Origin of the sequence: Enterococcus sp. DIV1090, from assembly GCF_050537975.1 — a bacterium.
Classification (GTDB): domain Bacteria; phylum Bacillota; class Bacilli; order Lactobacillales; family Enterococcaceae; genus Enterococcus; species Enterococcus faecalis.
Genome location: NZ_CP172917.1, coordinates 1,903,754 through 1,930,332 on the forward strand (window position 1 = coordinate 1,903,754; position 26,579 = coordinate 1,930,332).

A 26,579-nucleotide genomic window follows, 5' to 3' on the forward strand; every position below is an offset into this window, starting at 1 on the left:
TTATCTCACATGTCAGAAAAAATTACTGACCATTTTGTGCATATTTTGCTTCAACAGCTTCTTTATCTGCACGCCACCAGTCTTCATTTTCTGTATACCACTTGATTGTTTCTGCCAAGCCTTCACGGAAATTCGTGAATTCTGGTTCCCAACCTAATTCTTCGCGTAATCTGGTTGAATCAATCGCATAACGTAAGTCATGTCCTGCACGATCGTTGACATGCTCATAGGCATCAACAGGTTGTCCCATTAATTCTAAAATTAATTCCATCACTGTTTTATTGTCTTCTTCACCATCGGCTCCAATTAAATACGTTTCGCCAATTTGTCCTTTTGTTAAAATTGCCCAAACAGCCGAAGAATGGTCGTTTGTATGAATCCAGTCACGAACATTTTTACCAGCACCATAAAGTTTTGGTGTAATGCCACTTAAGACATTGGTAATTTGACGAGGAATAAATTTTTCAATATGTTGATATGGCCCATAGTTATTTGAACAATTTGAAATTGTTGCTTGTAAGTTGAAAGAACGAACCCACGCTTTGACTAACAAGTCAGAGCCTGCTTTTGTTGAAGAATAAGGACTTGAAGGATTGTAAGGCGTTTCGGCAGTGAATTTTTCCCCTTCGCCTTCTCCATGTCCTGGTAAATCTTCTCTTAAAGGTAAATCGCCATAAACTTCATCAGTCGATACATGGTGGTAACGAACATTGTTTTTACGGCAAGCTTCGATCAATGTGTACGTCCCAATCAGATTGGTTTGTACAAATGGGAATGGGTCGTTTAATGAGTTGTCGTTATGCGATTCAGCAGCATAGTGAACGACCGCATCTGTTTCAGCGACTAAACGATTAACTAATTCAGCATCAGCGATATCTCCTACGACTAATTCCACGCGATCACTTGGTAGACCTTCAAGATTTTTTTCATTTCCTGCATACGTTAATTTATCTAATACAGTTACATGAACTTCTGGATGATTCTTTACAACATAATGAACAAAATTTGAGCCGATAAAACCAGCTCCACCTGTTACGATGATTTTTTTCATAATTGAAACTCTCCTACTTTTTTCTTAAATTTCGCCATAGATAAACGGATTTTCCGCTTCAAATTCTTTTAAGGTTGGATGTTTTTGATCCTTTTCTGACGTAATCGCTTTTTCTGGCGCAATTGGCCAATCAATAGCTAACGCTGGATCGTTAAAAGCAATACCGCCGTCTGCTGCCGCATTATAGTAATTGTCACACTTGTACATAAAGTTCACGTTCGGTGTCAAAGTGACAAAACCATGGGCAAAACCTTTTGGTACTAAAAGCTGACGGTGATTATGTTCTGATAAAATGTAGCCTTCCCATTGACCATAGGTTGGACTCCCTTTACGAATATCAACAATCACATCTAATACCGCACCTGTTACAACGCGAATTAGTTTGGTTTGCGCAGCTTCGCCTTTTTGAAAATGCAATCCACGCAAGACACCTGCTTCTGTTGATAATGAATGATTATCTTGGACAAAATCAAAGTCTAATCCATGTTCTGCAAATTTAGCTTTGGAATAACTTTCTGTAAAAAAGCCACGATGATCACCGAAAACATCCATTTCGATAATTTTGACATCTTGTAATTTTGTATCAATAACTTTCACGTTTCTTCGCTCCTATTCTGCTGCTAAACGTAGCAAGTATTGGCCGTAGCCATTTTTCTTCAATGGTTGTGCCAATTCTACCAATTGTTCTTTTGTAATATAGCCCATTCGATAAGCAATTTCTTCCAAACAAGCGACTTTTAAATTTTGACGTTTTTCAATTGTTTCAATAAATGTTGACGCTTCTAATAAGGATTCGTGTGTGCCTGTATCTAACCAAGCAAAGCCACGGCCCATTACCTCAACAGAAAGTTTATTTTTTTCAAGGTAGACTTTATTAACGTCTGTTATTTCTAATTCCCCACGTTCTGACGGTTTGATCCCTTTCGCAATTTCAACCACTTCATTGTCGTAAAAATACAAACCTGTCACTGCGTAATTTGACTTCGGTTGTGCTGGTTTTTCTTCAATAGAAAGCGCCCGCATCTCTTCATCAAATTCTACCACGCCGAAACGCTCTGGATCATTTACATGGTAACCAAAGACTGTTGCCCCTGACTCTTTAGAAGCCGCTCGTTGCAACATTTTTGATAAGCCGCCACCATAATAAATATTGTCCCCTAAAACTAAGCAGACACTGTCATCACCAATAAATTCTTCACCAATAATAAATGCTTGCGCCAAACCATCTGGGCTTTCTTGTACCGCGTATTCGATATGAATGCCTAAATCATGGCCATCGCCGAATAAGCTTTCAAAACGTGGTGTATCTTCTGGTGTAGAGATAATCAAAATTTCATTAATTCCCGCCAACATTAACGTTGACATTGGGTAATAAATCATTGGTTTGTCGTAAATTGGCATTAATTGTTTTGATGTTGCTTTTGTTAACGGATATAAGCGTGTCCCGCTTCCGCCTGCTAAAATAATTCCTTTCATGAACAATCTCCTTAAATACTTCTATTTTTAGTTTCTATAAAACCAAATATCCTTCCCTATTATCGCATTAAGCATAGGGTTTGTCATGTTTTTTACGTAAATTTTACAAATCTGTAAAAGTTTAGCGTTGTTCCTTTAAACGCTGATGTAAAGCTTTTAATAAATTCACACGCCAATTTAATTTTTGTTGGAAACTTGTTTTGGTAATAATAGGGCTGACATTCGCTCCATGTCTTCGGTAAAGCACTAATGGTTCTTTAATGAGACCCGTTTGCTTCTTCCGTGCAGCTAATAAGCCAATCCACATATCATGCATAGGAACTTCTGGCGGAATGGGTAAAATGACATTTTTCATCTCTTGACGAAAGGCCATACCTGCCCCAATATAGCCACTTTTTATCGCATTTCGCCAAAACCCTGGTTTGACTTTTCGGAACTTAAAATAAGAGGGATTGGTAACTTGTAAATCCGCATCAACAATTTTCAAGTCACTAATAACCACTTGAATGTCAGGGTGCGCTTCAAAATATTCTGTCACCGTCGTTACTTTATTTGGCAACCAAACATCATCTTGATCTGCTAAAAATATCACTTCGCCTTTCGTATGCGTAAGCGCAAATGCAAAATTAGCAATCACTCCTTGCCCTGGACCTTGTAACAATTGAATTTGGGGATAATTCGCTGCATACGTCCTCAAAATTTCCAACGTATGATCAGTAGAACCATCATCTGAAATAATTAGTTCATCTTCTTCACTGACTTGTAAAAGAATACTATCTAATTGTTCCGCGAGATATTTTTCTCCATTATATGTCGCAATACAAACTGAGATCATAGATTATCCTTTCATTAACTTGAGAAATTCTGCCAATGTTTGCCGCCAAATTTGGCGATTTTTGACAGTTAAAAATTGCTTACTACTGCGTAAAAATAAATGGCGTCGATGATGGGAAAACTTTTCTTGATCATATCGACGATAAAATAACGTTTCTGCTTCAATAATAGAGCGATAACGTTGAGGACTCATTGTACGATAATCTAAAACAGACAATTCTTGTTTTAGGTGGATTGGTAAGACTTCAATCTTTTTATTGGCTTGATTCAATTGATAAAAGAACCAATGATCTAAATAGTCCAAAGGAAATTCTTCCGAAAATCCTTCCAACCAGCGCAGTGTTTCTGCCGTAATGACTGTACCAGAATTGATAGCCATCAACGGTTGGTTGGCTATCCCTGCTGTTGGCTTTGCTCCTTTAAGTCCAACATATTGATCACTATATACTGGCGAAATTTGTTGTCCATTTGCTTCTACAATTGGAACATAGACTGCCACAGTCGGATCTAACGGCATGATGATCAACGTATCAAAATAAGAAGCTGGTACTTCTGTGTCTTGATCAAGGAGCAACAATAATTCACATTGATTCGTTTGACTAAAAGCAATCGCTTCATTATAAGCGGTCGCTAGGCCTGGATTATCAGGATTATGTCGATAAGTAACATTTTGTTGTAAAAATAATGCATCTTCTTGAGGAAGTGGGCTGTTGTCATAAATAAATAAGTGCAATTCGGGATGATTTACCACTTCTTTTAATAACAAATAATTCGGCGTATCAGCCATTTTCATTTGATATAAGACGATGACTACCGCTAATCTTTGACTCATTAAAAGAACCTCCAGCCCCATTTGTTAAAAAATTTCCCCATTGATTGCATAAAGATTTTAAACAATTTTCGACTTTTATGGGCGCCCTTTTCATACATGTGAACAACCGTTTCAAAAGGCGTATAGAGAATCCGATAGCCTGCTTTGCCAAAGCGTAAACATAAATCGTTGTCTTCAAAGTACATGAAGAAACGTTCATCGAACCCACCAATTTCAACGAATTTTTCACGATCAATCAACATAAAACAGCCTGAGCCCATTTTAATATCCGTTGTTTCTGTATCCGACAAATCGCGACATTCATAAATACTCAAACGTTTATCAAAAATTTTCTTTACAAATTGAAAGGGAATAAAACGTAACATATAATCGAAAACATCTAATTTTTGACGAACTAAATATTGCGTCGTGCCATCTTCATTTAGCACTTTAGGGCTAACGACTGCAATGTTCTTATCTATTTTGATACGGTCTAATAGACGATCAAGCACGTCTTTAGTAACCAAAACATCGGGATTAAAAATAATTGCATACTTTGTCGAAGCATTGAATAACACTTGATTATGACCATGACCAAACCCTTGATTTTCTTCAGCGCGATGGATAGTAATAAATGGTTCATATGTTGTTAATTTTTCAAGATACGCTGTTTCAGAATGATTGTCATAGATATGAATATCATAGATACTATTAGTACCTAGTTCGGCTTTTAATTGGTCTAATACATTAAAAATGTAACGACTATTATAAGTGACAATCGAGATTGTTACCATTTCTTGCATGCTCATTTCTCCTTACTACTGAAACATCGTCTTAAAAAAAAAGCATATGTTTCACACATATACTTTTTTAAGTTTAATGGAATTATATCATAGGTTCACGCTCTCGCAAAGCAACCTAAAGATTTCTTTACTTTCTCTTAGAATGCTTGCCAAGTCGCTTTTTCATTTGCTCCTGACGATATTCACGATTCCCTAAAATCCGTAACAAATACATCAACGGTTGATGCCCTTCGCCAACTAGACCGATTAATTCAATAAATAATTCTAAGCCAATTAAACAAAAGACAATTAATAAAATTGATGCTACTGTACTTGAATAGCTGAACAATAAAGAAACAAAGGAAAAAACTAACGCTAACGCATAAATAGTCATGACCGCCCCTTTATGGGTAAAACCTAAAGATAACAAGCGGTGATGCAAATGCATTTTATCTGCTGAGGAAATGGGCTTCTTGTTCAATAGCCGTCGAATAATTGCATAAACCGTATCCGTAATTGGCACACCTAAAATCACCATTGGCGTAATTACCGTAATAAACGTAGCATTTTTTAAGCCCTGTAACGACATTACTGCAATCATAAACCCGAGGAATAACGCCCCAGTATCTCCTAGAAATATTTTAGCCGGATAAAAATTGTATGGGAAAAATCCCGCAATGCTAGCAACTAAAATAAAAATAACAATTGGAATATAGACCGTTTTAGCATGTAGGAAAAAATACCCTGTAATACCAATCGTGGTTAATCCAATAATGGATACGCCTGATGCTAAACCATCCAAACCATCAATTAAATTTACTGCATTCGTAATCGCTAAAATCCACAATAAAGTTAATGGTAAACTAAACCAGCGCAAATCAATCATTCCAACAACTGGCAACGTCACAAAATCTATCCGAATTCCAGCAACAAAATAAATAACTAATGCTGCTAACAAAATACCGATTGTTTTTTTCATTGGAGTAATCTCTTTAATATCATCAATGAGGCCTGTCAAAACAACCATTCCACCAGCCAAAATAATCGGCCAAATATAATCTTGTGGGATAATCGAACGAAAAATCAATAAACATGAACTAGCAAAAGCAATGTAGATTGCAAGTCCTCCTGCTGTAGGCATATTTTTGGTATTGATTCGTCGCTCTCCTGGTGCATCGTAGGCGCCAATCCGAAACGCTAGAAGCTTAACAAGTGGTGTTAATAGCAAAGATAAGATAAATGTCATAAATAAACGTATTAAAACTTCATAAATAAATAGTGACATAGTCGAACCCACTTTCTTCTCGTTCAGGGTATATTATACCGTAAACTGAAGCATTTACAAGCTGAAACATGTGTTCTGGCAACGGTTTAGACTTTTTTAAAGAAATCTATTTATTTTTCTTTTTAAACCATCTAAACAAGCGTTGTTCAAAACTTGGTTGTTTCTTTTCTTTATCTCCAGATAAGTATTCATCGACGACAGCGTTGACAATTGCTCCTAAAATAATAATCGTGGCAGCAAAATTCAGCCATAACATCAAGATGATAAAACTCCCGATGATTTGATAACTTGCGATTCTAGAACTAAAATATTTTACGTACAAACCAAAAATTTGTGATAATAGCATCCAACCGACTGTCGAAAAAATAGCCCCTGGCAAAATAGAACGTAACGATAATTTCCGATTAGGAACGACCGCATAAATCAAACACATAATCACTAATAAAACAACGGTCGTTAACGGCCATTTTAACGCTTGGAAAGTATCGATCACAGACGTTGAGTAATGGAAAATTGGTTGCAGTAATTCAATAATGTACTGACCCAGACCTAAAATTACTACTACACCAACAATCGCTACCATAAATAACAAAATAACTAAAAATGAGACCACTCTTACGAGAATAAAATTTTTCCTTTGTTCGACACCAAAAGCTTTATTCATCGCGTTTTGTAGTGCATTAATACTTTGACTGGCACTCCAAAATGCTGCTAAAGCGGAAACAGAAAGCAACCCGCCTGAACGTTGAGTCAGTAGTGAACGAATCGCTGGTTCTAAGTTCTTATAAACATCTTTCGGAATCGCCTCTGCAATATAAGGCAACACAGAATTAGGGTCGATTCTTAAATAAGGTAAGACATTACCTACCGCAATCAGTAATGGAAACAGCGAGAGTAATAAATAATAGGCAACAACCACTGAGCTGTTGCCTATTTCGGCTGTGACCATGTGACTTTGCGTTGTCTCAATAAAACGCATCAAAGATTGATTCTTTTTGATGTTGTCGAGAAACTTCATCACACACTCTCCTTATTAATAAGTCAATTCTTCGCCTTGTGACGTTAAGATTCTTGGACCTTCTTTCGTAATCGCTAATGAATGTTCATATTGACAGCTTAGACCGCCATCTTCAGTATAAGCAGTCCAACCATTTGGGTCCATTTTCATGCGCCAAGTTCCTGTGTTAACCATTGGCTCAATGGTAATAACCATTCCCTCTTTTAAACGTAGTCCTTTACCTGCTTCACCATAGTGAGGAATCATTGGACTTTCATGAATAGTTGGGCCAATGCCGTGGCCTACAAAGTCGCGAACAACCCCATAGCCTTCTCCTTCTACATACGTTTGAATTGCATGACCAATGTCGCCAATTCTATTTCCTACTTGTGCTTGGTCAATTCCAAGATATAGCGCTTTTTTGGTTACTTCCATCAAGCGGTCAATTTCAGGTGTTGATTCACCCACGACATAAGACCAGCATGAATCAGAGATTGCGCCCTTTAAGTCGACACACATATCTACTTTGATTAGGTCGCCATCTTTTAATACTTTTTTACGAGGAAATCCGTGGCAGATTTCGTCGTTGATACTACAACAAGTAGCATATTTGTAACCTTCATAGCCAATTTGAGCCGCCACGCCACCATGACTTTCAATAAAGGCTCTCACAAATACTTCAATATCCCAGCTTGTAATGCCAGGTTTAATAAACGTCCGTAAATGACGGTGAACATCCGCTAATAATTCCCCTGATTCATCCATCATTTCAATTTCTCGTGGTGATTTTAATGTAATCATACTATCTCTCCTAAACTTGTTTCATTCAAATTATTTTATCACATTTTTTGCAAAAAAGATTGTTCAAACACCAATTTTCAAAAAGTCCCTTAATAAAAGCACTCGCTAGTCTTTTATAAGAAATGCGCATCTGCTATAATAAGTGACAGAATTGTATGAGGGGGAAGAAAGTTTATGACGTTAGCTAAAATTGTGTATGCAAGCATGACTGGGAATACAGAAGAAATTGCCGACATTGTTGCAGAAGCATTTGAAGATTTAGAATTAGAGGTTGAAATTGATGAGTGTACGCAAGTCGATGCCGCTGATTTTGAAGAGGCCGATATCTGTGTAGTAGCTACATATACGTATGGCGATGGCGATTTACCTGATGAAATTGTCGACTTTTATGAAGACTTACAAGAAATTGATTTATCAGGAAAAATCTTCGGCGTTTGTGGTTCAGGAGACACGTTTTATGATGATTTTTGTAAATCGGTGGACGACTTCGAAGCAGTCTTTACTCAAATTGGGGCAAAAAAAGGCGCCGACAGCGTTAAAGTTGATTTAGCCGCTGAAGAAGACGACATCCAACGTTTAGAAGAATTTGCGAAAAAATTAGCAACTGCCGCAGAATAACTACGTTGAAATAAATAAAAAAAACACCAGAGAAAATGGCTAGTTTGTAGTGACCCCAAAAAGTTAGACTTTTTATAGAGTGGATTTTTCCACTCTATTTTTATGCAGTTTTTTGATTGAATTGTCGAAATTCTACTGGGCTTTTCCAGTTAAGTTTTTCCTTGATTCGGTGATGATTGTAATAATAAATGTAGTTCTCAATTGCTTCTCTCAATTCATTTTGACTTTGATAGATTTTTCCATAGTACACTTCTTGTTTTAGGATACTGAAGAAATTCTCCATAGGAGAATTATCTAAACAGGTTCCTTTTCGAGACATACTTTGAAAGATATTGTTGTCCTTTAATGTTTGTATATAGACATTCATTTGATAAGCCCAGCCTTGATCAGAGTGAAAGGTGCGCCGATAGGGACAATCATTTGTTTGAGAAATTGCTTCTTTCAGACCTTCCATAACTGTTTTACCATTTGGTTGAGTAGAAAGGCTATAGCTTAGAATTTCACTATTATACATATCCATAAATGGATCTAAGTATAGTTTTTTCTGACGAAAGATGCCTGCGTTATCTGCTTCAAAGTACTTAAATTCAGTTGTATCAGTTGTAATTTTTTGATGAGGAACAGAAGTTTTAAATCGGCGACGAATCAAATTTTTAGCGATTTTACCAACGGTTCCTTTATAGGAATTATATTTTCTTGATTTCTTAGTAAAAGCTTTGACTTGTAACTTTAACTTTTGTATTAATCGCTGGACTTTCTTTTTATTCACTTGAAATCCACGTCGTTTCAATTCTTGGGTCATCCTTCTATAGCCATAATGTTGATGTTTTTTACGAATCGCTTGAATTTCTTCTTCAATGATTTGTGTTGAAGCTGTTCTGTCGAGGCGTTTTTGCCAGTACATGTAAGTAGATTTTGGAAACCTTAGGGTTTCCAAAATATCTTTTAATCGAAAGTGTCTTCGGAGACTGTGAATGATTCGTGCGATTCGTTCATTTTTTGTTCGTCCTCTAAACGCAGTCTCCTCAATTCTTTTAAATAGGCATTCTCAATTTTTAACATTCTATTTTCTTTTTCTAGTTTCTCTACTTGAGATCGTTCACTTGGTAGTGGTTGGGGTTCATTTCGTTTCTTTTTAGACATGGTAGGTGGACGTCCTTTCTGTTTAGAGAGTCCCTCTATACCAAACTTCTGATACGTTCTAAGCCAATTCGCAATCAATGATGGATTGTTCATTTTTAGAAGATTAGCTACTTCTTGATAGGACAACTCTGTTGTTAAATATAACTCTATCGCATCTAGCTTAAATTGAACAGAGTAATTCTTATTTTTTCGACTGCGAAGTAGGCCTTCTTCACCAAGTTCTTTATAGGCATTTATCCATTTGCTTATTTGAGAACTATCTTTAAACCCATACTTCTTTGCGAGAAACCTTAGACCTCCTTGACCAGATAAGTAGTCATGAACAAGTTTAAGTTTAAATTCAAAACTGTATTTTGCCATACAAAAAAACCTCCAAAAGTTAGATTTCTAGGTCTAACTTTTGGGGGTCGGCTCAGTTCCCATTTTTCTCTGGTGTTTTGATATTCCTAATTTAAAAATAAAATACTGTAATTTAAAGCTGCCGCAAAAGTAACCCAAAGAATATAAGGAATCATCAACCAGCCACGCGTTATTAATTTATAACGCAAGTAGTCCCACTGTTGAACTATTAATAATAGCCATAACAATGAGATATCAATCACAGATAATAAATTATTTTGTAAAGAAAAAAAGAAAAATGTCCAGAAAAAGTTTGCAATAAATTGTAAAATAAATAGCGTAATCATCCGTTTTTTCTGTTGTTTATTTGGATGAACTAAGATGAAATAAAAAGTAATGCCCATAAAAATATACAACACCAACCACACTGGTCCAAATAACCAGCCTGGCGGAGCAAAACTTGGTAATCTCAACGCTTGATAATATTCTCTCGCATTTACTGAAAATAAGCCCGACAAGAGCCCTAGTCCGGTAATTCCTACAATACTTATCCATAAACGCTTATCTTTCACTCGGTTCATGTTTTTTGCCCCTTTCTATTTCTCTTCTTTACTGTAGCATGGTTGCGAATAATCTACCATTAATACACTTAACAAAAAAAGACCGTTCTTTTAAGAAACAGTCTTTTGCTGTAACCTCACAGAAGCTATCAGCATGAGGTTACACTTTTTTTAATTTTTATAGGTCAATATCAATTGGTTCATCTCGTTCAAGAATTGCTTCAATACTATCTTTCATTAAATGAATGATTTGTTCTTCTGAAGGATGGATAATTCCAGAAGTCATCAATGCAGCCACACCAGTAGCGACCACCCATGTTCCCATGTGTAAAGAGTCGATTTGAACATCGTTTAAATTAGCATACTCAGGATCAGCTTTTACCGCTTCAGTAAAATAGTGATAAGAGAATTCTTGCATTTTTTTGCCGCCACCATATTCTTCTAAATAAAGCGCACGGTATAACTTACTTTCACTTGTCGCAAAATGAATATAGTTTAAAGCCAAATCAACAATTGTATTCCCAGTATGTTTTACTGGAAAGACTTCTTTCGCTAAGTATTTATGAATTTTTTGGAATAAAGCATCGCGTAAATCATCCATGTTTTTAAATTCCAAATAAATCGGTTGGGTGGAACATTTCATTTTATTAGCAATATTACGTGCAGTGAACTTCGAAAATCCTTCAGTGGCGACTACTTCATAGGCAGCTGTTAAAATCTGCTCTTTCGTAATGGTTTTTTTTCTTGCCATAATTCCCTATCCCCTTTATTCATTCATATACAACGCTTCCAAATAAATGCTTATGGTTATTGTAACACGATTTTTCTATTATGCAAAATTAGAACAACTCTTTGTACAAAAGTTCACTGAGCGGGAGCACGACAACTTTTACCCCAACTTAAAATAACAGTTGATAAAGGCTTTATTTCGTTGAGTTCCCTGCTCTTCCGTGTTATGATATGAGCAGTCATTACCCATCAAAATGAAGGAGGAATCACGAATGACCTTAGAGAATTTTAATGAAAATCTAAAGAAATATGCACGTTTAATTGCTGAAACGGGTGTCAATGTTCAGGACAATCATACGGTTGTTTTACAAATCAGTGTCGATCAAGCGCCCCTTGCCCGCTTAATTACGGAAGAAGCTTATCGCTTAGGCGCGGCCGAAGTAATTGTTCAATGGAGCGACGAAACCATTCAACGTGAATTTTTAGCCCATGCTGCAACTGATCGTATTGAAAATGTTCCTCAATATAAAATTGATCAAACCGATGATTGGATTGCCAAAGGCGCAAGCCGAATTAGCGTGGTTTCTTCTAATCCTGATGCATTAGCTGGCGTGGATGCACAACGTGTAGCAGCTTTCCAAACGGCTAATGGGAAAGCATTGGTCAACCTACGAAAAGCAACGCAAGCCAACAAAGTAAGTTGGACTGTTGTAGCTGCTGCTAGTGAAGGCTGGGCAGCTAAAGTCTTTCCAGAATTAGCAACAAGTGAAGAACAAGTTGATGCACTTTGGAATGAAATTTTCAAAACAACACGAATTTATGAAGAAAACCCAGTCATTGCTTGGGATATCCATGATAAAAAATTACAAGAAAAAGCGGCTGAATTAAACGAACAACAATTTACTGCTTTACACTACACAGCTCCTGGGACAGATTTAACGATTGGTTTGCCTAAAAACCATTTATGGGAAGGCGCTGGTAGTTATAACGCGCGTGGAGAAGAATTCATGGCTAATATGCCAACAGAAGAAGTTTTCACCGCTCCAGATAGTCGCCGCGTTGATGGTTATGTCTCTAGTACAAAACCACTAAGTTATGCTGGCACAATCATTTCGGGAATGAAATTTACATTTAAAGATGGAAAAGTTGTTGACTTCTCAGCTGAACAAGGCGAAGAAGCATTGAAAAATCTCTTAGCTATTGATGAAGGTGCCAAACACTTAGGAGAAGTTGCTTTAGTACCAGACCCTTCACCAATTTCACAATCCGGTTTGATTTTTTATAATACATTGTTCGATGAAAACGCCTCTAATCATTTAGCCTTTGGTTCGGCCTATGCCTTCAACTTACAAGGCGGCACGGAGATGAGCGAAGAAGAATTAGCTGAAGCTGGTTTAAATCGTAGCCAAACACATGTGGACTTTATGGTAGGATCTGACAAAATGAATATTGACGGCATTAAGGAAGACGGGACGATTGTTCCAGTTTTTAGAAATGGCGATTGGGCATAGTCCTACCAAATGTTGAAACCAAAGTTTTTAGCTCCAAAAAATAAGAAGAAACTGCTTTTATTCAGTAGGTTCTTTTAAAATTTAGAAAGTGAGGCCTAAGTTGCAGCGATTTAGGCCTCACTTTCTTATGCTAAAAAATCAATTGCATTCGAAGGACCTTTAACGTTATAATCAAATTGAAAGCGGATTCTTTTACACGATATAAGTTTACTTTTAAATAAAAGAATTTTTTTCAAAAAAGTAGAATTGGAGAATTAACATGGGATTATTTGATGGATTATTAGGGAATGCAACACAAAATAACAATGAAACAGCTGAAAAAGAATTACGGGATGTTTTAATCCCTAACGAAAAAGTAGATATGGCCTTCACTTTAGTAAGAGATTTAATTGTCTTTACAGATAAACGCTTAATTTTAGTCGATAAACAAGGAATTACAGGTAAAAAAGTTGATTATAAATCGATTCCCTACAAATCTATTTCACGCTTTTCTGTTGAAACTAGTGGACATTTCGACCTAGATGCAGAACTAAAGATATGGATTTCAAGTGCTGAGTTACCTTCAGTAAGTCTTCAATTTAGAAAAGATAAAGATATTGTTGCTATTCAACAAGCTTTAGCAGCTGCTGTATTATCTTGAATCCACAAAAAAAGACAGGAAAGCGACCAACTTTCCTGTCTTTTTAATTTTAGATAAAATAAAAAAGGCTTCTCAGCCTTGATACGTTCCTTATTCAATCAGACACATGGCGGCACTTGCTTAGTGCTGCTTCCTTCCGGATCTGACACAATTCACTAGCCCGCCATTGTCCTAGCCTTTCGGCAAAACCTAGTATAACGTATTTTTATTCTTTTGACTAGTCTTTCTTTTGATTTTTTAAAAGTTTCTCTTCTTTTTTCTTTGCCCGTAACCTTTTAAAGAACTGAACTAGCAATAAGCGACACTCTTCTTCTAAAACGCCTGCTTCGACATAGGCCACATGATTGAAGCGTTCATCTTCTAATAAATTCATCAAAGTCCCAGCAGTGCCTGCTTTAGGATCAGTTGCGCCATAATAAACTTCTGGAATTCGTGCTAAAAGCATCGCCCCACTACACATTGGACAAGGCTCTAAAGTTACAAATAATTGGGTTTCTTCTAGACGCCAATTTTCTATCCCGCGACACGCTTCTTGGATTGCATACATTTCTGCATGCGCCGTTGCTTCTTGCCGTGCTTCTCTCAGATTATGCCCGCGGCCAATAATTTCCCCTTGACGAACTATCACAGCTCCAATAGGCACCTCAGCCAAACCTTCTGCTTTTTTCGCTTCTGCAATGGCTTCTCGCATAAAAAATTCTTTTTCTTCTTGTGTTAACGTTGTTTCTTTTTTTCCCAATTAATTTCCACCTTTCGGCTTTTTCCCACTAAACTTCTGTCTTGCTTCATGGTACAATAAATCAGTGAGGTGTGTCTATGATTATTGAAAATTTATCTCAGCTTTATCCCAAAGGCTATTTATCAAAAACAATTGGTTCCGAAGCCACCTATTCAATTCCTGTTGACGACCAATTTTTCATTGTGAATAAAGCTTTCTTAAGCATTAAAGAACAGCATTTGTTGGAAGCGCTTTTTCCAATTTCTGAAAACCCAACAATTACTGGTAACCATCCTTGGTTCAGTTACTTATTTCAACAGGCAAAATTACCTGCCGAAGGGACCTTTCGTATGTTGCAAATTCAAACGAATGTCACAAAAGAATTACAAGCTGAATGGCAATTTAATTTAACAAAGATGTTTCCAGATACAGTTGATTGTTTCAGTCCAAGTAATAATATGTATATTTTAGTTGAAGAACAGTCAAAAAATACCTTTCAACAAGAAGAAATTCAAGGGATCTTTTTAACATTAGATACAGACTTTGATTGCACTAGTGCTGTATTTGTTGGCAATTTTTATTCCTCTGAAGACATTCTCCGGCGTTGTTTCCATGAAGAACAACGTATTTTTTCAGAAGAACTTAATTCCTCTAGTCGGACGACTGTTTTTAGTTTAACTGATGTTGCCCTCCACTATTTTACCAAGGAAGCCATGAGCCAAAATGTACTTGTTGAGTATTATCGTCGTTTATTAAATAAAGACACCGATATTCAGCCAATCATCAGCGCTTTGTGGAAAAATCAAGGCAATATCAGCTCCACTGCAAAAGATTTATTTATGCATCGAAATACTTTACACTATCGGTTGGAAAAGTTTTTTGAACAAACTGGCTTATCTTTAAAAAAAATGGATGATTTAATCTTTTGTTATTTGTTATTAAGAAAGTAGTACGTCCATTTTGTACTCGTATGTTTTTTATTCCCAATTAGAAAGTAGGCGTTCCAATGAAAATTACCGCATATGTCGCTAGTGCATTTAGTAAAAACCACGAAGGTGGCAACAAAGCAGGCGTTGTTTTTATGACACAGCCCTTAACGAGAACCCAAAAAATGGCCATCGCCAAAGAACTAGGATTTGCAGAAACTGCTTTTATTTCAGACTCAAAGATTGCTGATTTCCGCCTTGAATATTTTACGCCAAAAGAAGAAGTCGACTTATGTGGCCACGCGACAATTGGCGCTTTCACCATTATGAAGCACTTAAATAAATTATTGCAAACAGCATATACAATCGAAACGAACAGCGGTTTGCTCGCAATCACGGCGAACGATGAACAACTATTTATGGAACAAACTGTCCCAACTTTTTATGATACGCTCACTTTAGAAGAATTGAGCGGCTGCTTTGATTTAAACGCAGTGGCAACAGCTTTTCCTATCCAGATTGTGTCAACGGGTCTAAAAGATATTTTGGTTCCCATTAAAAATGCGCAATTATTACAGGATTTACAACCAAACTTTGAAAAAATTAAGTTACTTAGTCAAAAGTATGGAGTTATTGGGATGCATCTTTTTGCTTTGTCTGAAGAAAATATCATTTGTAGGAATTTTGCACCCCTTTATGACATCGATGAAGAAGCTGCTACTGGTACATCAAACGGTGCGTTAGCTTGTTATCTGCGCCATCACCAAATTTTACAAAAAACCAATTACACTTTTGCCCAAGGTTATACCTTAAACGCTCCTTCAGAAGTCTTAGTGCGTTTGAACACTACACCTCAAAAGACAATTGATCAAGTTCTAGTTGGTGGCAGAGGCTATTATGTTGAAACAAAAGAATTATTTTTATAAAAAAAAGATGGCCTAGGCCATCTTTTTTACTTCATTGCATCTTCAATAAATGTGAAAAAGCGTTCTTTTAAAGAATCTGTATTGTCTTTAACTTTTTCGCCATATTCAGCTAATTTTGAACCGCCATCTTTCACACGATCAACAACATTTAAAACAGAATCTAATTCATCATCGGATAAATCATCGACAATCGATAATAATTTTTGGTTTCCATCAAATTTATCGTCTACAAACTTTTTAACTTTATAACGATTGGAAACATGAGATACCTTCTTAATAATTTTTTCAGAAGCGATGACTGCAACAGAGACACTTGCAACTGCAGCAATGCTTAAACCGATACCAATTTTTGTTGATGCTTTCATTTCCTTCAGCTCCTCTGTTATTTTCTATTTTAATCATAACATATTATTACTTTTATGCGTAATAGAAAGACCTTTGCTGGCACTTAGTCTCGGCGGTTGTTGCCACCAAATAAAATAACCAAACGTAAAAGTTGTAAAAAGGTCGAAAGCGCCGCTGCTACGTAGGTAAGTGCAGCTGCAAAAAGAACTTTTCTGGCCATTGGGACTTCTTCTTCTGTTAATAACCCACCTTCAGAAAGAATACTTAATGCACGTCTAGACGCATTAAACTCCACCGGTAAAGTCACCAATTGAAAAATCAAGGCTAATGAAAAAGCCAAAATTCCAATGTTGATTAATGTTTGATTCCAACTAAATAAAACACCAATCAAAATTAGTGGAAAGGAGATGGTTGAACCGATGTTGGCAACTGGAACAATGGCTGCACGAAGACGTAAAGGCACATAGTTCGTATGATCTTGTACCGCATGTCCGCATTCATGAGCCGCCACGCCAATAGCCGCGACCGATGTCGATTGAGCAGTGGCTTCGGATAGACTCAACATTTTGTTTCCAGAATTATAATTGTCGGTTAAATCACCAGCAATTTGCTGAACTCCGACATCATTAATTTGTTCTTTTTGTAAAATATATTGTGCTGCCTGCGTGCCTGTAACATGTTTACTGCTTCGTACTTGATCATATTTACGAAAGGTACTGTTAACATATGCGGAGGCCGCACCAGAAATCGCAATTCCGATAATTACCAATATATAGGTTGGATCGATTCCAAAATAAAAGGGCATCATTGTCCTCTACCTCCATCTTTTTTTCTTTATTGTAGCATGATAGTGAAAAAAAGGGAGCGACAAACGTTGTCTTTTGTTTAAAAAAATGATGAATTTTTCAAGAAAGTGCCAAAACTAACAAAAGTGTCACTCAATTAACGGAAAAAAATATGGCAAATTTCCCAAAAAAAAGGCATACTATTCCTTGAGGTGAGGAAAATGAAAACATTACTAAAAATATTAATTCCCATAGTCATTTTAGCTGGCGGTAGCTGGGGCGTTTATAATTACTATTACGGCGGAGAAGCCTACTATACACAAATCACAACATCTGGTGAAAAGAAAGATGAAAAATCAGCTTCTGGTGAACCGACGACTTTGTATTACTATCAACAACCTGCGTTTAATAAAAACGGTGAAGAAAAGACCGTTGAATTAAACGAATATCGTGATCAACCTTTGCGTATGAAAGCCTATCTAAAATTGAAAGTCAATCCCCGTAAAGGTGTGATCAGCTGGAATGAAGTGACAGAAAAAGAAGTCCCTGAAAAAGCTTTAGAAAAATTAAAATAAAGAAAAAACCGTTGGTCGCTTGCCAACGGCTTTTTTTCTTTATAATTGATTACTAATTTTTTCGATATTTTTTAGCATGATGGACACTGTGCCATCTGGATTATTAACAAATTCAATTAAATCCCCATTGCGGTAAACATCTAACGGAACAATTAATTCAATACCGTTATCCATTTTTAACTTTTGTTTGCCAAATTTCTTTTCAGAAATTTCGCGAGATTCTCTGACTGGCGGTGTTTTGTCGACAAACTTCGACTCATTCACTTCTTCTTGGTAAGCTAATTTAGCTGATACATTTTCTTTAAATACTTGCTCAGCAATCTGCTCATTGTCAATCGTTCCCGTTTCCTCAATGCTATCATATACCGCTTCTTTTACAGAAGCCATTAGTTCAAACTCATCTTCGTTAAATTTCTTTCCAATGCGTTTGACTGCCTTTTTAATTTCTTTGATATTTTCTTCCATGGAAGGTGCCGCTTGCGTCTCAATCACTTTTTCAGAGAAATACCAGATTTTTTCTCCTGAAAATTCATATCTTTTCTCTAGTAATTCAAACGCTAATGTATCTAAGTCAACTGTAATTCCTTCATCTGGTTTTTGTGATTTTGAAGACAAAATTGCTCGATTGATAATCAGTTTGTTATAAACGGATTCTTCTTCATAGTCGACGTAATGCGTGTAACTTTCTTTATAGTTTAATTTAATCATTGCGACATGTAACACCGTATCTAATTCATATAAAATGAACAAAATATCAGCACTAGGCGCATCTTCGCTTCCTGAATAAACATCATACCAATGTTGGGTAACTTCTTGGCTTTTCTTCACAAAATCACTAGGAATCCCACGTAACGTGTCAACAAAGGAACTATTTTCCGCCAATGTTCCAGTCTTTGTTTGTGCAGTCGAAAGTTTTGAAATTTTTGCAGTTAAATACGTTCGAATATACTCGGTCGTTAAATCTAGTTCCTTTTCAGAGAAAACCGGCGTCCCAGTTTCTCGATCAATAATGTGTAAAATTGCTTTTTTTAAATAAATATCCATTTTTACGCTCTCCTTTTCTCAACCTTTTTAGTCTAACTGAAAGAGAGAAAAAAGCCAATAGTTTCTATAAAAAGAAGAAGAATTCGTAGACAAATATCTACAAATTCTTCTTTACTTCAAAAAGCGATTACCCTTCTTCGCTGTATAACATCCCTGTTGCTTCATCAACTGGATCGACTTTATTAAAGATGCCTTTCTTTCTGAAAATATAAGTTAAGCCCATTGGTACAATAATGGCAATCACCATTGCGCCTAAAAACGGCAAGTAATATTGTGGCACAATAGATAAAATTCCTGGCAAGCCACCGACGCCTATACTTGTCGCACGAACGCCCATTAAAGTGGCAAACATTCCTGCCATTGCTGAACCAATCATGCCCGCAACAAATGGATAAACATATTTTAAGTTGATCCCAAACATCGCTGGTTCAGTCACACCTAGGTAACAAGAAATCATTGCTGGAATCGAAACTTGTTCTTCTTTTTTGTTTCCACGATGCATAAAGATAACTGCTAAAACCGCTGAACCTTGTGCAATATTTGATAGAGCAATCATTGGCCATAAGTTGGTTGACTGAAAGTCAGCAATCAACTGTAAATCAATCGCATTACTCATATGATGCAACCCAGTGATGACTAATGGTGCGTACATAAAGCCAAAGACGGCGCCAAATAACCAATTAAATGTTGACGTTAATCCTGCATTTACGATATCAGAAACCCAACTACCAATCGTCCAACCGATTGGTCCTAAAATGACATGTGCAGCCAATACTGTTGGTACTAAAGCAAACAATGGGACAAAAATCATTGAAATTGCTTGAGGAATCACTTTTCTAAAGAAAATTTCAAGATAGGCAAGCAAGAAGCCGGCTAACATAGCTGGGATAACTTGCGCTTGATAACCAATCATGTTAACTTGAGCAAACCCAAAATCCCAGAAAGGAACTTCTGCTGCTTTAGTCGTCGCAACTGAATAAGCATTCAGAAGTTGTGGTGAGACTAATGTAATCCCTAGGACAATCCCCAAGATTTGTGTGGTTCCCATTTTCTTCGTAATACTCCACGTAATCCCAACTGGCAAGAAGTGGAAAATTGCTTCGCCGATTAACCATAAGAATGAATTGACCCCATTCCAAAATTGAGAAACTTCCACGATTGTTTGACCATCAAGAAAGCCAAATGGAACCCCTTCCAAAATATTGCGGAACCCTAAAATCAATCCCCCGATAACAAGTGCAGGAATTAATGGTGTAAAAATCTCAGCTAAAACAGAAACAACTCGTTGAACAGGACTCAAATTACTTTTGGCAGCTGCTTTCCCTTCTTCTTTTGAAACCCCTTCTAAACCGGAAATTGCAGAAAAATCATTATAAAATTGTGGGACTTCATTCCCAATAATTACTTGAAACTGTCCAGCATTTGTAAAGGTTCCTTTTACAGAAGGAATATCTTCAATCACAGGTACATCCGCTTTTTTTGGATCTTTTAATACAAAACGCATTCGAGTTGCACAATGAGAAACAGCTGAAATATTTTCTTTGCCTCCTACTGCTTTCAACAACTGCTGTGCATCGCTTTGAAACTTACCCATTTTACATTCTCCTCTCAAACTTGTATATACAATTAAGTTGTATATACATCATACTTGATTATTCTTTTTTTGGCAAGCGCTTTCTTTCAAAAAAAGAATTTTATTTTTTTACAAATCCCTTGTCTTTTCTTAAAGAGTCAAACAGAACGCTTTTTTAGCTGCTTCTTTATTGCTATACTACAGAGGGAAAAAACGAAAAGGAGTATGAAAAATGTTTTTTAAAGAAATTCATCATGTGGCAATCAATGCCTCAAATTATCAAGCAACTAAAAATTTTTATGTCGAAAAGTTGGGCTTTGAAGTTCTTCGCGAAAATCATCGTCCCGAAAAAAATGATATTAAATTAGATTTAAAATTAGGCAGCCAAGAATTAGAAATTTTCATTTCTGATCAATTTCCCGCTCGCCCCTCTTATCCTGAAGCTTTAGGATTACGTCATTTAGCTTTTAAAGTTGAACATATTGAAGAAGTGATTGCTTTTTTAAATGAGCAAGGAATTGAAACAGAACCGCTACGAGTAGATGATTTTACGGGTGAAAAAATGACCTTCTTTTTTGATCCAGATGGACTACCTTTAGAACTTCATGAATAATAAATAAAGGAGAGAAACAAAATGAAAGATACCTTTCGCTTAGAAAACCAGACGATTTATTTTGGTACAGAACGAGCAATTTCAGCCAGCCCTCAAACGATTTGGCGCTACCTGACTGAGACAGACAAGCTAAAACAATGGTTTCCAGAATTAGAAATTGGTGAATTAGGTGTTAACGGGTTTTGGCGGTTTATTCTGCCCGATTTTGAAGAAACGATGCCTTTCACTGACTACGCAGAGGAAAAATATCTGGGCGTGACTTGGGATACTGGTATCATCTATTTTGACTTAAAAGAACAAGCGCCTCATCAGACCCTGTTAGTCTTTTCAGAATCTCTCCCAGAAAATTTTACAACACCTCGCCATAAAGATATCGCTGGTTGGTCAATTGTTCTCAACCGCTTGAAGCAAGTAGTTGAAACTCCTGATGCAGCACCAGAAAAAATAGATTTTCCGCAAATAGAAAATCATTACTTAGAAAAATTAACGAATTTAGAAAATTAAAAAGTGTGGCACAACGGGTAAATAACCCTCTGTGCCACACTTTTTAAAAACGCAAGATACGCTGATAAACAAATAAACCTAAATCAATTAAGCAAACAACAAAAATTGCCAATAATACAAAAGAGACCCGCAACTCTGCGGCGTACATCCCTCGTAAACTAATTGTTGCCAAACATAACCCAAAAATCGTTGCCATTGTCACTTGTAACACGGTTCCTGGTTTTAGGGCATAAACAAAAATGCCAATCAAACTAGAAACAACGAGGTGTGTCAATGGCAATTGAAGCCAATTGACAACAAACAGACTGAGGAAACATCCTAAAAGAGTCCCCCAAAAACGTGTCTTAATACGCGTGTTCATTTCTGCCTTCACTGGATGCAAGAGTAGAAAAACATTCATCGGAATCCAAATTATTTTAATGCCTCCTACACTCCACATTAAAATAAAACTCAGCGTAATGGTGAAACTCATACGAATAGCTAAACGAAATCGTTGCACCTTTTCGTCAGGACTTTCTAAAAATTGTTTGAAACTTGTGATCCCAAAAAAAGTCTGTTGTAAGTCGTGCCAGAAATTAATAACCGCCAATTTTTGTTGCTTCATATTTAATTGAATGCTTTTAAAAAAGCGAACATGGCCTCTACTCTTTAAGCTGGTTAGCTGACTTAATCCTGTTTGCCACCAAGCGTTTAGTGTTAAAGCCAATAAAAAAAGACCGATTAAAAAGGCCACAACTTGAGATTGCATCAAAAATGTATTTCCTTTAACCTGGATTAACTGACAAAACGTAAACATCATCAAATAACTATGATACCGCATCGGTGTCGCAGATGAATAAAATAAATAAACAATTAAAAATGTCACACTACTATTTAAAATAATAGACCAGCTAAAGGAACTACTAGCTATAAATGCTAAAAAACTGATCACAAATTGCCTGATACTCATTTTGGGCAGCGCTACAAACGAATAATCTTTTTTATAGTTAATTTTAAACATAATAGTAAATACAGGCACCATAATTAAATAGCTTGGGGAAAATAAAAAATCCAATGTATAAAAACTAACCAAAAAAAAGGCGATGACTGGGAAAATGGCCCAAACATACGCAAAAAATTGCTGACTTTTTGTACTAAAAAAATAAATAACAATCACTCCAATATCGATTCCTTATCCATTGTAACATGCTTGTCAATTCCCTCCTCAAATTGAATATACCAATTCGTTAAAAATAAATAAAAAAGCAAATAAATACGCTTTCATTTCTTGTTTTTTGTGCTATAATCAGCCTATATGATATATCATTTAAAACAAAGGAGCTACTTTCATGAATATTCAAGCGATTGATACGCGACACGGAACTGCCAACCAACATAGTTTTTCAAACGGAAATTGTCTACCCTATACTGGCGTGCCATTTGGGATGAACTTTTACGCCCCGCAAACAACTGACCAAAAAGGCAGCTGGTGGTTTCATCCAGAAGATCGAACATTTCAAGGCTATCGAGTAACGCATCAACCAAGTCCTTGGATGGGTGATTTTAGTCATTTATTAATGACCCCTGTCAGTGGTTCATTGTCGGAACTTTCTTTATTCCATGCCCAAAGTTCTTATCGTCCAGAAGAAAGCCTTTTTTCTCCTGTTGAAATTAACTTAACTCAATTACGCTATCAAATAACTTCTCAATTAATTCCAAGCATGTATGGGGGTATCTTAACCATTGATTATCAACAAAAAGATAATCACTTACTACTAACTCTGCCTGGACGTTATCAAGTAAAACAATTAGATGACCATCAAGTGGCTGTAAAAGTCATCAACTATTCTGGTTGTGAAGATCCAGATTTTAGTTTTTATTTTGTGCTTCATTTTGAACAGCCTTTAACCAAATGGTTTGCCCCTTCTTCAGGTGAAGATGGCAAAATCCTTCTTTCTTTTGGAAATATTGCTCAACAAGTTGTTCATTTTAGTAGTTCATTTATTTCTGAAAAACAAGCGCAGTTAAATTTAGCGCGAGAAATCTCTTTGCGTTCTACTGAGATGCTGCAACAAGGAATCGCAGATTGGCATAATTATTTCGATCGCCTTAAAGTAACGCATGAAAACCCTGAACATACTAAAACGTTTTATCATACACTGTATCGAACATTCCTATTTCCGCAAACCTTTTATGAATTGGACGAAAATCAGCAGCCGATTCATTATGATACGTTCTCGCAAACGGTTCGTCCTGGTGTACTATATACCAATAATGGCTTTTGGGATACTTATAAAACGGTCTACCCATTGTTCTCGCTAATTGCTCAAGAAAAATACGAAGAGATGCTAGAAGGCTTTTTAAATAGTTACAACGAAACAGGTTTCTTGCCAAAATGGTTATCGCCAGATGAGCGTGGTTTAATGCCCGGCACCTTGATTGACGCTGTCATTGCTGATGCCGCCGTGAAAAAGATTCGTCCTGACTTGATGCCTCAGTTCCTAGAAGCGATGAAAAAAGGCGCCACACAACAAAGCGAACGAGAAAATTATGGACGTCAAGGAACTCTGGATTATCTAAAATATGGCTATGTTCCTTCAACCTATCATGAATCTGTCAATCATACCTTAGACTATGCGTACAGCGATTTCTGTATTTCGCAAGTTGCAAAAACATTGAATGATTCAGAGACCGCAACGTTTTATCGTCAACAAGCCTTGAATTATCAACAACTTTTTAATCCTGAAACTGGCTTTATGCAAGCAAAGGATACTGAAGGCAATTTCCGTCCTGACTTTTTAGATATTCGTTGGGGCAAAGATTACGCCGAAGGAAGTGCTTGGCAATCAAGTTTTGCGGTTTATCAAGATTTTGCAGGTTTGATTAAGCTATATGGTAGCGAGTTAGCTTTCGAAAAAAAATTAATTCAGCTCTGCAATCAAGCGCCTAACTTTAACGTTGAAGGCTATGGTTTTGAAATTCATGAAATGAGTGAAATGGCGGCAATTGATTTTGGTCAATTAGCCATCTCAAATCAACCAAGTTTCCATTATCCGTTTCTATTCAGCTACATCGGCAAACCAGAGATGGCTCAACCACTTTTAAAACAACTAATGCAAACATTTGATGCTTCACCAACTGGCTATCCAGGTGATGAAGACAATGGTAGCATGTCTGCTTGGTATATTTTTAATAGCTTAGGCTTTTATCCCGTCACACCAGGAACTGGTGAATATGTAATCGGGATGCCTTTAGTCCAGACGGCGGAAGTAAAACTATCAAATGGTAAACAATTAACCATTCAAACATCACCAAACAAAGTCCAACAACAATTTATTCATGAAATTCAGTTAAACCAAGAAAAACATACTGCGCCTTATTTTACTCATCAAGAACTATTAAACGGCGGGACTTTAGATTATCAATTAGGGATTGTCCCGAATCCACAAAACACAGCAGAACGACCGTTTTCATTAAGTACAGAAAAATAATAAAAAGAAAGATGTTCATAAAAATTGAACATCTTTCTTTTTATTCTTCGACACCTGCGTAATTTGATTGGTATTGCTCTCGAAATTCTTTTGGGGTAATTCCATTTAATTTTTTAAACATTTTTGAAAAATAGTTGGTATTGTTAAATCCTACTTTTTCTGAAATTTCGTTGATTGTATCATCCGTGTACAATAATAATTTCTGGGCATGCTTGGTACGCACTTGATTCAAATATTGAGAAAAACTCCGCTTGGTTTCTTTTTTGAAAATTTGGCCTAAATAACTAGGATTCAAATGAAGCTCATCCGCCACCGTTTTTAAGTTTAATTCTTCTAAATAGCCTTGTTCAATTCTTTCTACAGCTTGGCTAACACTTTCTGAATATTTTTTTATTTTAGGTTTATTTTTCACTTCTGCCAAGACTTGCTGCATTAACGCATACAATGTATTAAGATTGTTGCTAGCTCGAATTTCTTCCACGATTTTTTCATAGTTTTCTTCTAACACAGTTGGATACTGACGGGAAATATCTGAAAAAAGTAAAAAGACTACATAGCGTACATATTCTGGCGTAGCGTGTTGTTGACTTAACTGATTGAAAATGGCATCTAATTCCCGTTGAATGGTCTGCATATCCCCAATCATCAAGGCTTGGTTAAACGCTAGAAAAGTAAAATCTTCTGCCGAACGATTCATTTGTTCTTTTTGATTATTTGGCAGAAATTCTTGATAGAACGTTTCAATTGCTTGCAACTGTTTTACTTTCTCATAACTTTCATAAACCGTTTCCCATTCATTGACAGATTCCCCTACAAAAATCTGACCTTGACCAGCTAGAATCGCTTCAATTTCACGAATAAATAAGAACGCTTCTTGTCTAGCCCCTTTATAGATAAGTAACAATTGGTGGTACGTACTCATCCAACTTTCAATGAATAACAGTTGACCTTTTTTCATAAATAGTTCCTTGATTGTTTCTAAAAATGGCATCTCAGCTTCAACCAATAAAACGGTAAAATCACCTGGTTTTATAGTCGTAAATTGCTGCATTAACTCTTCGTATTCCCCTTCGCTGATTTCATCATTAAGCCAACGCATCAAGCCATTTTCTAGATATAGACGCACGCGGGCATGGGATTTTTTTTGTTGGTCCAATTCTGTTTTAATTCTCTGGATATTGGCTAATAGTTCTTGCTTATTGACTGGTTTCAAAAGATAATCTTGGACCTGCAAAGCCATGCCTTTTTTGACGTAATCAAACTCTTGATAACCTGATAAAATTAAACTAATAAATTGATGTCCTTTTTTCTTTGCTTGCTCAATTAATTCGATCCCACTCATTTCCGGCATCGTAATATCTGTTAATAAAACATCAATGGATTCTGTTTCTAAAAAAGCCAATGCTTCTTGCGCACTACGCGCTGTTTTAACAATTTCAAAGCCTAACTCTTGCCAAGGAATAATCCATTTTAAGCCTTCTAAAATCATATATTCATCATCAACAAACATCACTCGATACATC

The 26,579-nt window shown here is 36.4% G+C and carries 27 protein-coding genes, 1 other RNA gene and 1 pseudogene; 9 read left to right on the top strand and 20 right to left on the bottom strand.

The features are described from left to right. Positions 1-22: 22 nt before the first annotated feature. From rfbB to map, 9 genes are all read right to left on the bottom strand, one after another. Positions 23-1,051 (bottom strand): dTDP-glucose 4,6-dehydratase, encoded by a 1,029-nt coding sequence (rfbB, locus tag IGL48_RS09245; protein WP_002359895.1) that lies wholly within the window; start codon positions 1,049-1,051, stop codon positions 23-25. A gap of 24 nt (positions 1,052-1,075) precedes the next feature. Beyond that, positions 1,076-1,648: a dTDP-4-dehydrorhamnose 3,5-epimerase gene (gene rfbC / locus IGL48_RS09250; RefSeq protein ID WP_002356893.1), complete on the bottom strand. Its 573-nt coding sequence runs from the start codon at positions 1,646-1,648 to the stop codon at positions 1,076-1,078. 12 nt (positions 1,649-1,660) lie between these two features. Further along, positions 1,661-2,527 (bottom strand): glucose-1-phosphate thymidylyltransferase RfbA, encoded by an 867-nt coding sequence (gene rfbA / locus IGL48_RS09255; RefSeq protein ID WP_002364387.1) that lies wholly within the window; start codon positions 2,525-2,527, stop codon positions 1,661-1,663. A 121-nt stretch (positions 2,528-2,648) separates the two neighbouring features. Continuing rightward, the gene (locus IGL48_RS09260; protein WP_002384299.1) at positions 2,649-3,362 is read right to left on the bottom strand and encodes a glycosyltransferase family 2 protein; all 714 of its coding nucleotides are present in this window, start codon (positions 3,360-3,362) and stop codon (positions 2,649-2,651) included. A gap of 3 nt (positions 3,363-3,365) precedes the next feature. Further along, the gene (locus tag IGL48_RS09265) at positions 3,366-4,193 is read right to left on the bottom strand and encodes a glycosyltransferase (RefSeq protein WP_002376950.1); all 828 of its coding nucleotides are present in this window, start codon (positions 4,191-4,193) and stop codon (positions 3,366-3,368) included. Beyond that, positions 4,193-4,981 carry a glycosyltransferase family 2 protein gene (locus IGL48_RS09270; RefSeq protein WP_002419750.1) on the bottom strand — a complete coding sequence of 263 codons (789 nt, stop codon included), beginning with the start codon at positions 4,979-4,981 and terminating at the stop codon, positions 4,193-4,195. Before IGL48_RS09270 ends, IGL48_RS09265 begins: the two co-directional genes overlap by 1 nt. A gap of 121 nt (positions 4,982-5,102) precedes the next feature. After that, positions 5,103-6,239 carry an MraY family glycosyltransferase gene (locus tag IGL48_RS09275; protein WP_002366956.1) on the bottom strand — a complete coding sequence of 379 codons (1,137 nt, stop codon included), beginning with the start codon at positions 6,237-6,239 and terminating at the stop codon, positions 5,103-5,105. Positions 6,240-6,345: 106 nt separating this feature from the next. Continuing rightward, positions 6,346-7,257 carry a YihY/virulence factor BrkB family protein gene (locus IGL48_RS09280; RefSeq protein ID WP_002384297.1) on the bottom strand — a complete coding sequence of 304 codons (912 nt, stop codon included), beginning with the start codon at positions 7,255-7,257 and terminating at the stop codon, positions 6,346-6,348. Between the two features lie 15 nt (positions 7,258-7,272). After that, positions 7,273-8,037, bottom strand: coding sequence for a type I methionyl aminopeptidase (map, locus tag IGL48_RS09285; RefSeq protein ID WP_002384296.1), 765 nt, complete (start codon positions 8,035-8,037; stop codon positions 7,273-7,275). A gap of 174 nt (positions 8,038-8,211) precedes the next feature. Between map and IGL48_RS09290 the strand changes: the two genes are divergently transcribed. Beyond that, the gene (locus IGL48_RS09290) at positions 8,212-8,655 is read left to right on the top strand and encodes a flavodoxin (RefSeq protein ID WP_002356885.1); all 444 of its coding nucleotides are present in this window, start codon (positions 8,212-8,214) and stop codon (positions 8,653-8,655) included. A 100-nt stretch (positions 8,656-8,755) separates the two neighbouring features. Here the strand turns inward: IGL48_RS09290 and IGL48_RS09295 are convergent. The 3 genes and pseudogenes from IGL48_RS09295 to IGL48_RS09305 all read right to left on the bottom strand — a co-directional run bounded on the left by IGL48_RS09295 (position 8,756) and on the right by IGL48_RS09305 (position 11,448). Further along, a pseudogene (locus tag IGL48_RS09295) lies at positions 8,756-10,158 on the bottom strand (IS3 family transposase). A gap of 86 nt (positions 10,159-10,244) precedes the next feature. Further along, positions 10,245-10,718 carry a TspO/MBR family protein gene (locus IGL48_RS09300; RefSeq protein ID WP_002384294.1) on the bottom strand — a complete coding sequence of 158 codons (474 nt, stop codon included), beginning with the start codon at positions 10,716-10,718 and terminating at the stop codon, positions 10,245-10,247. 157 nt (positions 10,719-10,875) lie between these two features. Further along, the gene (locus IGL48_RS09305; RefSeq protein ID WP_002356883.1) at positions 10,876-11,448 is read right to left on the bottom strand and encodes a TetR/AcrR family transcriptional regulator; all 573 of its coding nucleotides are present in this window, start codon (positions 11,446-11,448) and stop codon (positions 10,876-10,878) included. A gap of 250 nt (positions 11,449-11,698) precedes the next feature. On the opposite strand from IGL48_RS09305, the gene IGL48_RS09310 reads away from it, so the two are divergent. Together IGL48_RS09310 and IGL48_RS09315 are read left to right on the top strand one after the other, a co-directional pair. Then, positions 11,699-12,937, top strand: a complete 1,239-nt coding sequence (locus IGL48_RS09310; RefSeq protein WP_010815190.1) for an aminopeptidase — start codon at positions 11,699-11,701, stop codon at positions 12,935-12,937. Between the two features lie 259 nt (positions 12,938-13,196). Next, a complete protein-coding gene (locus IGL48_RS09315) occupies positions 13,197-13,577 on the top strand; it encodes a PH domain-containing protein (RefSeq protein WP_002356881.1) in 381 nt (126 codons plus the stop codon). A 91-nt stretch (positions 13,578-13,668) separates the two neighbouring features. Here the strand turns inward: IGL48_RS09315 and ffs are convergent. Then, an RNA gene (gene ffs, locus IGL48_RS09320) (signal recognition particle sRNA small type) lies at positions 13,669-13,755 on the bottom strand. A 39-nt stretch (positions 13,756-13,794) separates the two neighbouring features. Next, positions 13,795-14,316 (bottom strand): tRNA adenosine(34) deaminase TadA, encoded by a 522-nt coding sequence (gene tadA, locus IGL48_RS09325; protein WP_002384292.1) that lies wholly within the window; start codon positions 14,314-14,316, stop codon positions 13,795-13,797. Between the two features lie 77 nt (positions 14,317-14,393). Here tadA and IGL48_RS09330 point away from each other — a divergent pair, with 77 nt between their 5' ends. Both IGL48_RS09330 and IGL48_RS09335 read left to right on the top strand, forming a co-directional pair. After that, on the top strand, positions 14,394-15,245 hold the full coding sequence (locus IGL48_RS09330) for a PucR family transcriptional regulator (protein ID WP_002383772.1): 852 nt from the start codon (positions 14,394-14,396) through the stop codon (positions 15,243-15,245). A 56-nt stretch (positions 15,246-15,301) separates the two neighbouring features. Continuing rightward, positions 15,302-16,147: a PhzF family phenazine biosynthesis protein gene (locus tag IGL48_RS09335; protein ID WP_002384291.1), complete on the top strand. Its 846-nt coding sequence runs from the start codon at positions 15,302-15,304 to the stop codon at positions 16,145-16,147. A gap of 26 nt (positions 16,148-16,173) precedes the next feature. Here the strand turns inward: IGL48_RS09335 and IGL48_RS09340 are convergent, their stop codons facing one another. Continuing rightward, positions 16,174-16,512 (bottom strand): hypothetical protein, encoded by a 339-nt coding sequence (locus IGL48_RS09340; RefSeq protein WP_002356871.1) that lies wholly within the window; start codon positions 16,510-16,512, stop codon positions 16,174-16,176. 83 nt (positions 16,513-16,595) lie between these two features. Continuing rightward, entirely contained in the window at positions 16,596-17,300 is a 705-nt protein-coding gene (locus IGL48_RS09345; protein ID WP_002384290.1) for a zinc metallopeptidase, read from the bottom strand. 198 nt (positions 17,301-17,498) lie between these two features. On the opposite strand from IGL48_RS09345, the gene IGL48_RS09350 reads away from it, so the two are divergent. Beyond that, positions 17,499-17,852 carry a YxeA family protein gene (locus IGL48_RS09350; protein WP_002384289.1) on the top strand — a complete coding sequence of 118 codons (354 nt, stop codon included), beginning with the start codon at positions 17,499-17,501 and terminating at the stop codon, positions 17,850-17,852. A 39-nt stretch (positions 17,853-17,891) separates the two neighbouring features. Here the strand turns inward: IGL48_RS09350 and IGL48_RS09355 are convergent, their stop codons facing one another. Further along, positions 17,892-18,896 (bottom strand): nucleoid-associated protein, encoded by a 1,005-nt coding sequence (locus IGL48_RS09355; RefSeq protein ID WP_002356866.1) that lies wholly within the window; start codon positions 18,894-18,896, stop codon positions 17,892-17,894. A gap of 127 nt (positions 18,897-19,023) precedes the next feature. Continuing rightward, positions 19,024-20,490, bottom strand: a complete 1,467-nt coding sequence (gene treP / locus IGL48_RS09360) for a PTS system trehalose-specific EIIBC component (protein WP_282852601.1) — start codon at positions 20,488-20,490, stop codon at positions 19,024-19,026. 211 nt (positions 20,491-20,701) lie between these two features. Here treP and gloA2 point away from each other — a divergent pair, with 211 nt between their 5' ends. Further along, the gene (gloA2, locus tag IGL48_RS09365; protein ID WP_002356864.1) at positions 20,702-21,082 is read left to right on the top strand and encodes an SMU1112c/YaeR family gloxylase I-like metalloprotein; all 381 of its coding nucleotides are present in this window, start codon (positions 20,702-20,704) and stop codon (positions 21,080-21,082) included. Between the two features lie 21 nt (positions 21,083-21,103). After that, positions 21,104-21,586 carry an SRPBCC family protein gene (locus tag IGL48_RS09370; RefSeq protein WP_002356863.1) on the top strand — a complete coding sequence of 161 codons (483 nt, stop codon included), beginning with the start codon at positions 21,104-21,106 and terminating at the stop codon, positions 21,584-21,586. Between the two features lie 43 nt (positions 21,587-21,629). Here IGL48_RS09370 and IGL48_RS09375 read toward each other — a convergent pair whose 3' ends face one another. Further along, positions 21,630-22,742, bottom strand: a complete 1,113-nt coding sequence (locus IGL48_RS09375) for an FUSC family protein (RefSeq protein WP_010815192.1) — start codon at positions 22,740-22,742, stop codon at positions 21,630-21,632. A 172-nt stretch (positions 22,743-22,914) separates the two neighbouring features. Between IGL48_RS09375 and IGL48_RS09380 the strand changes: the two genes are divergently transcribed. Then, positions 22,915-25,056, top strand: coding sequence for a GH92 family glycosyl hydrolase (locus tag IGL48_RS09380; RefSeq protein WP_002374433.1), 2,142 nt, complete (start codon positions 22,915-22,917; stop codon positions 25,054-25,056). A 40-nt stretch (positions 25,057-25,096) separates the two neighbouring features. Here IGL48_RS09380 and IGL48_RS09385 read toward each other — a convergent pair whose 3' ends face one another. Then, entirely contained in the window at positions 25,097-26,578 is a 1,482-nt protein-coding gene (locus IGL48_RS09385; protein ID WP_002356858.1) for a response regulator transcription factor, read from the bottom strand. Position 26,579 lies beyond the last annotated feature (1 nt).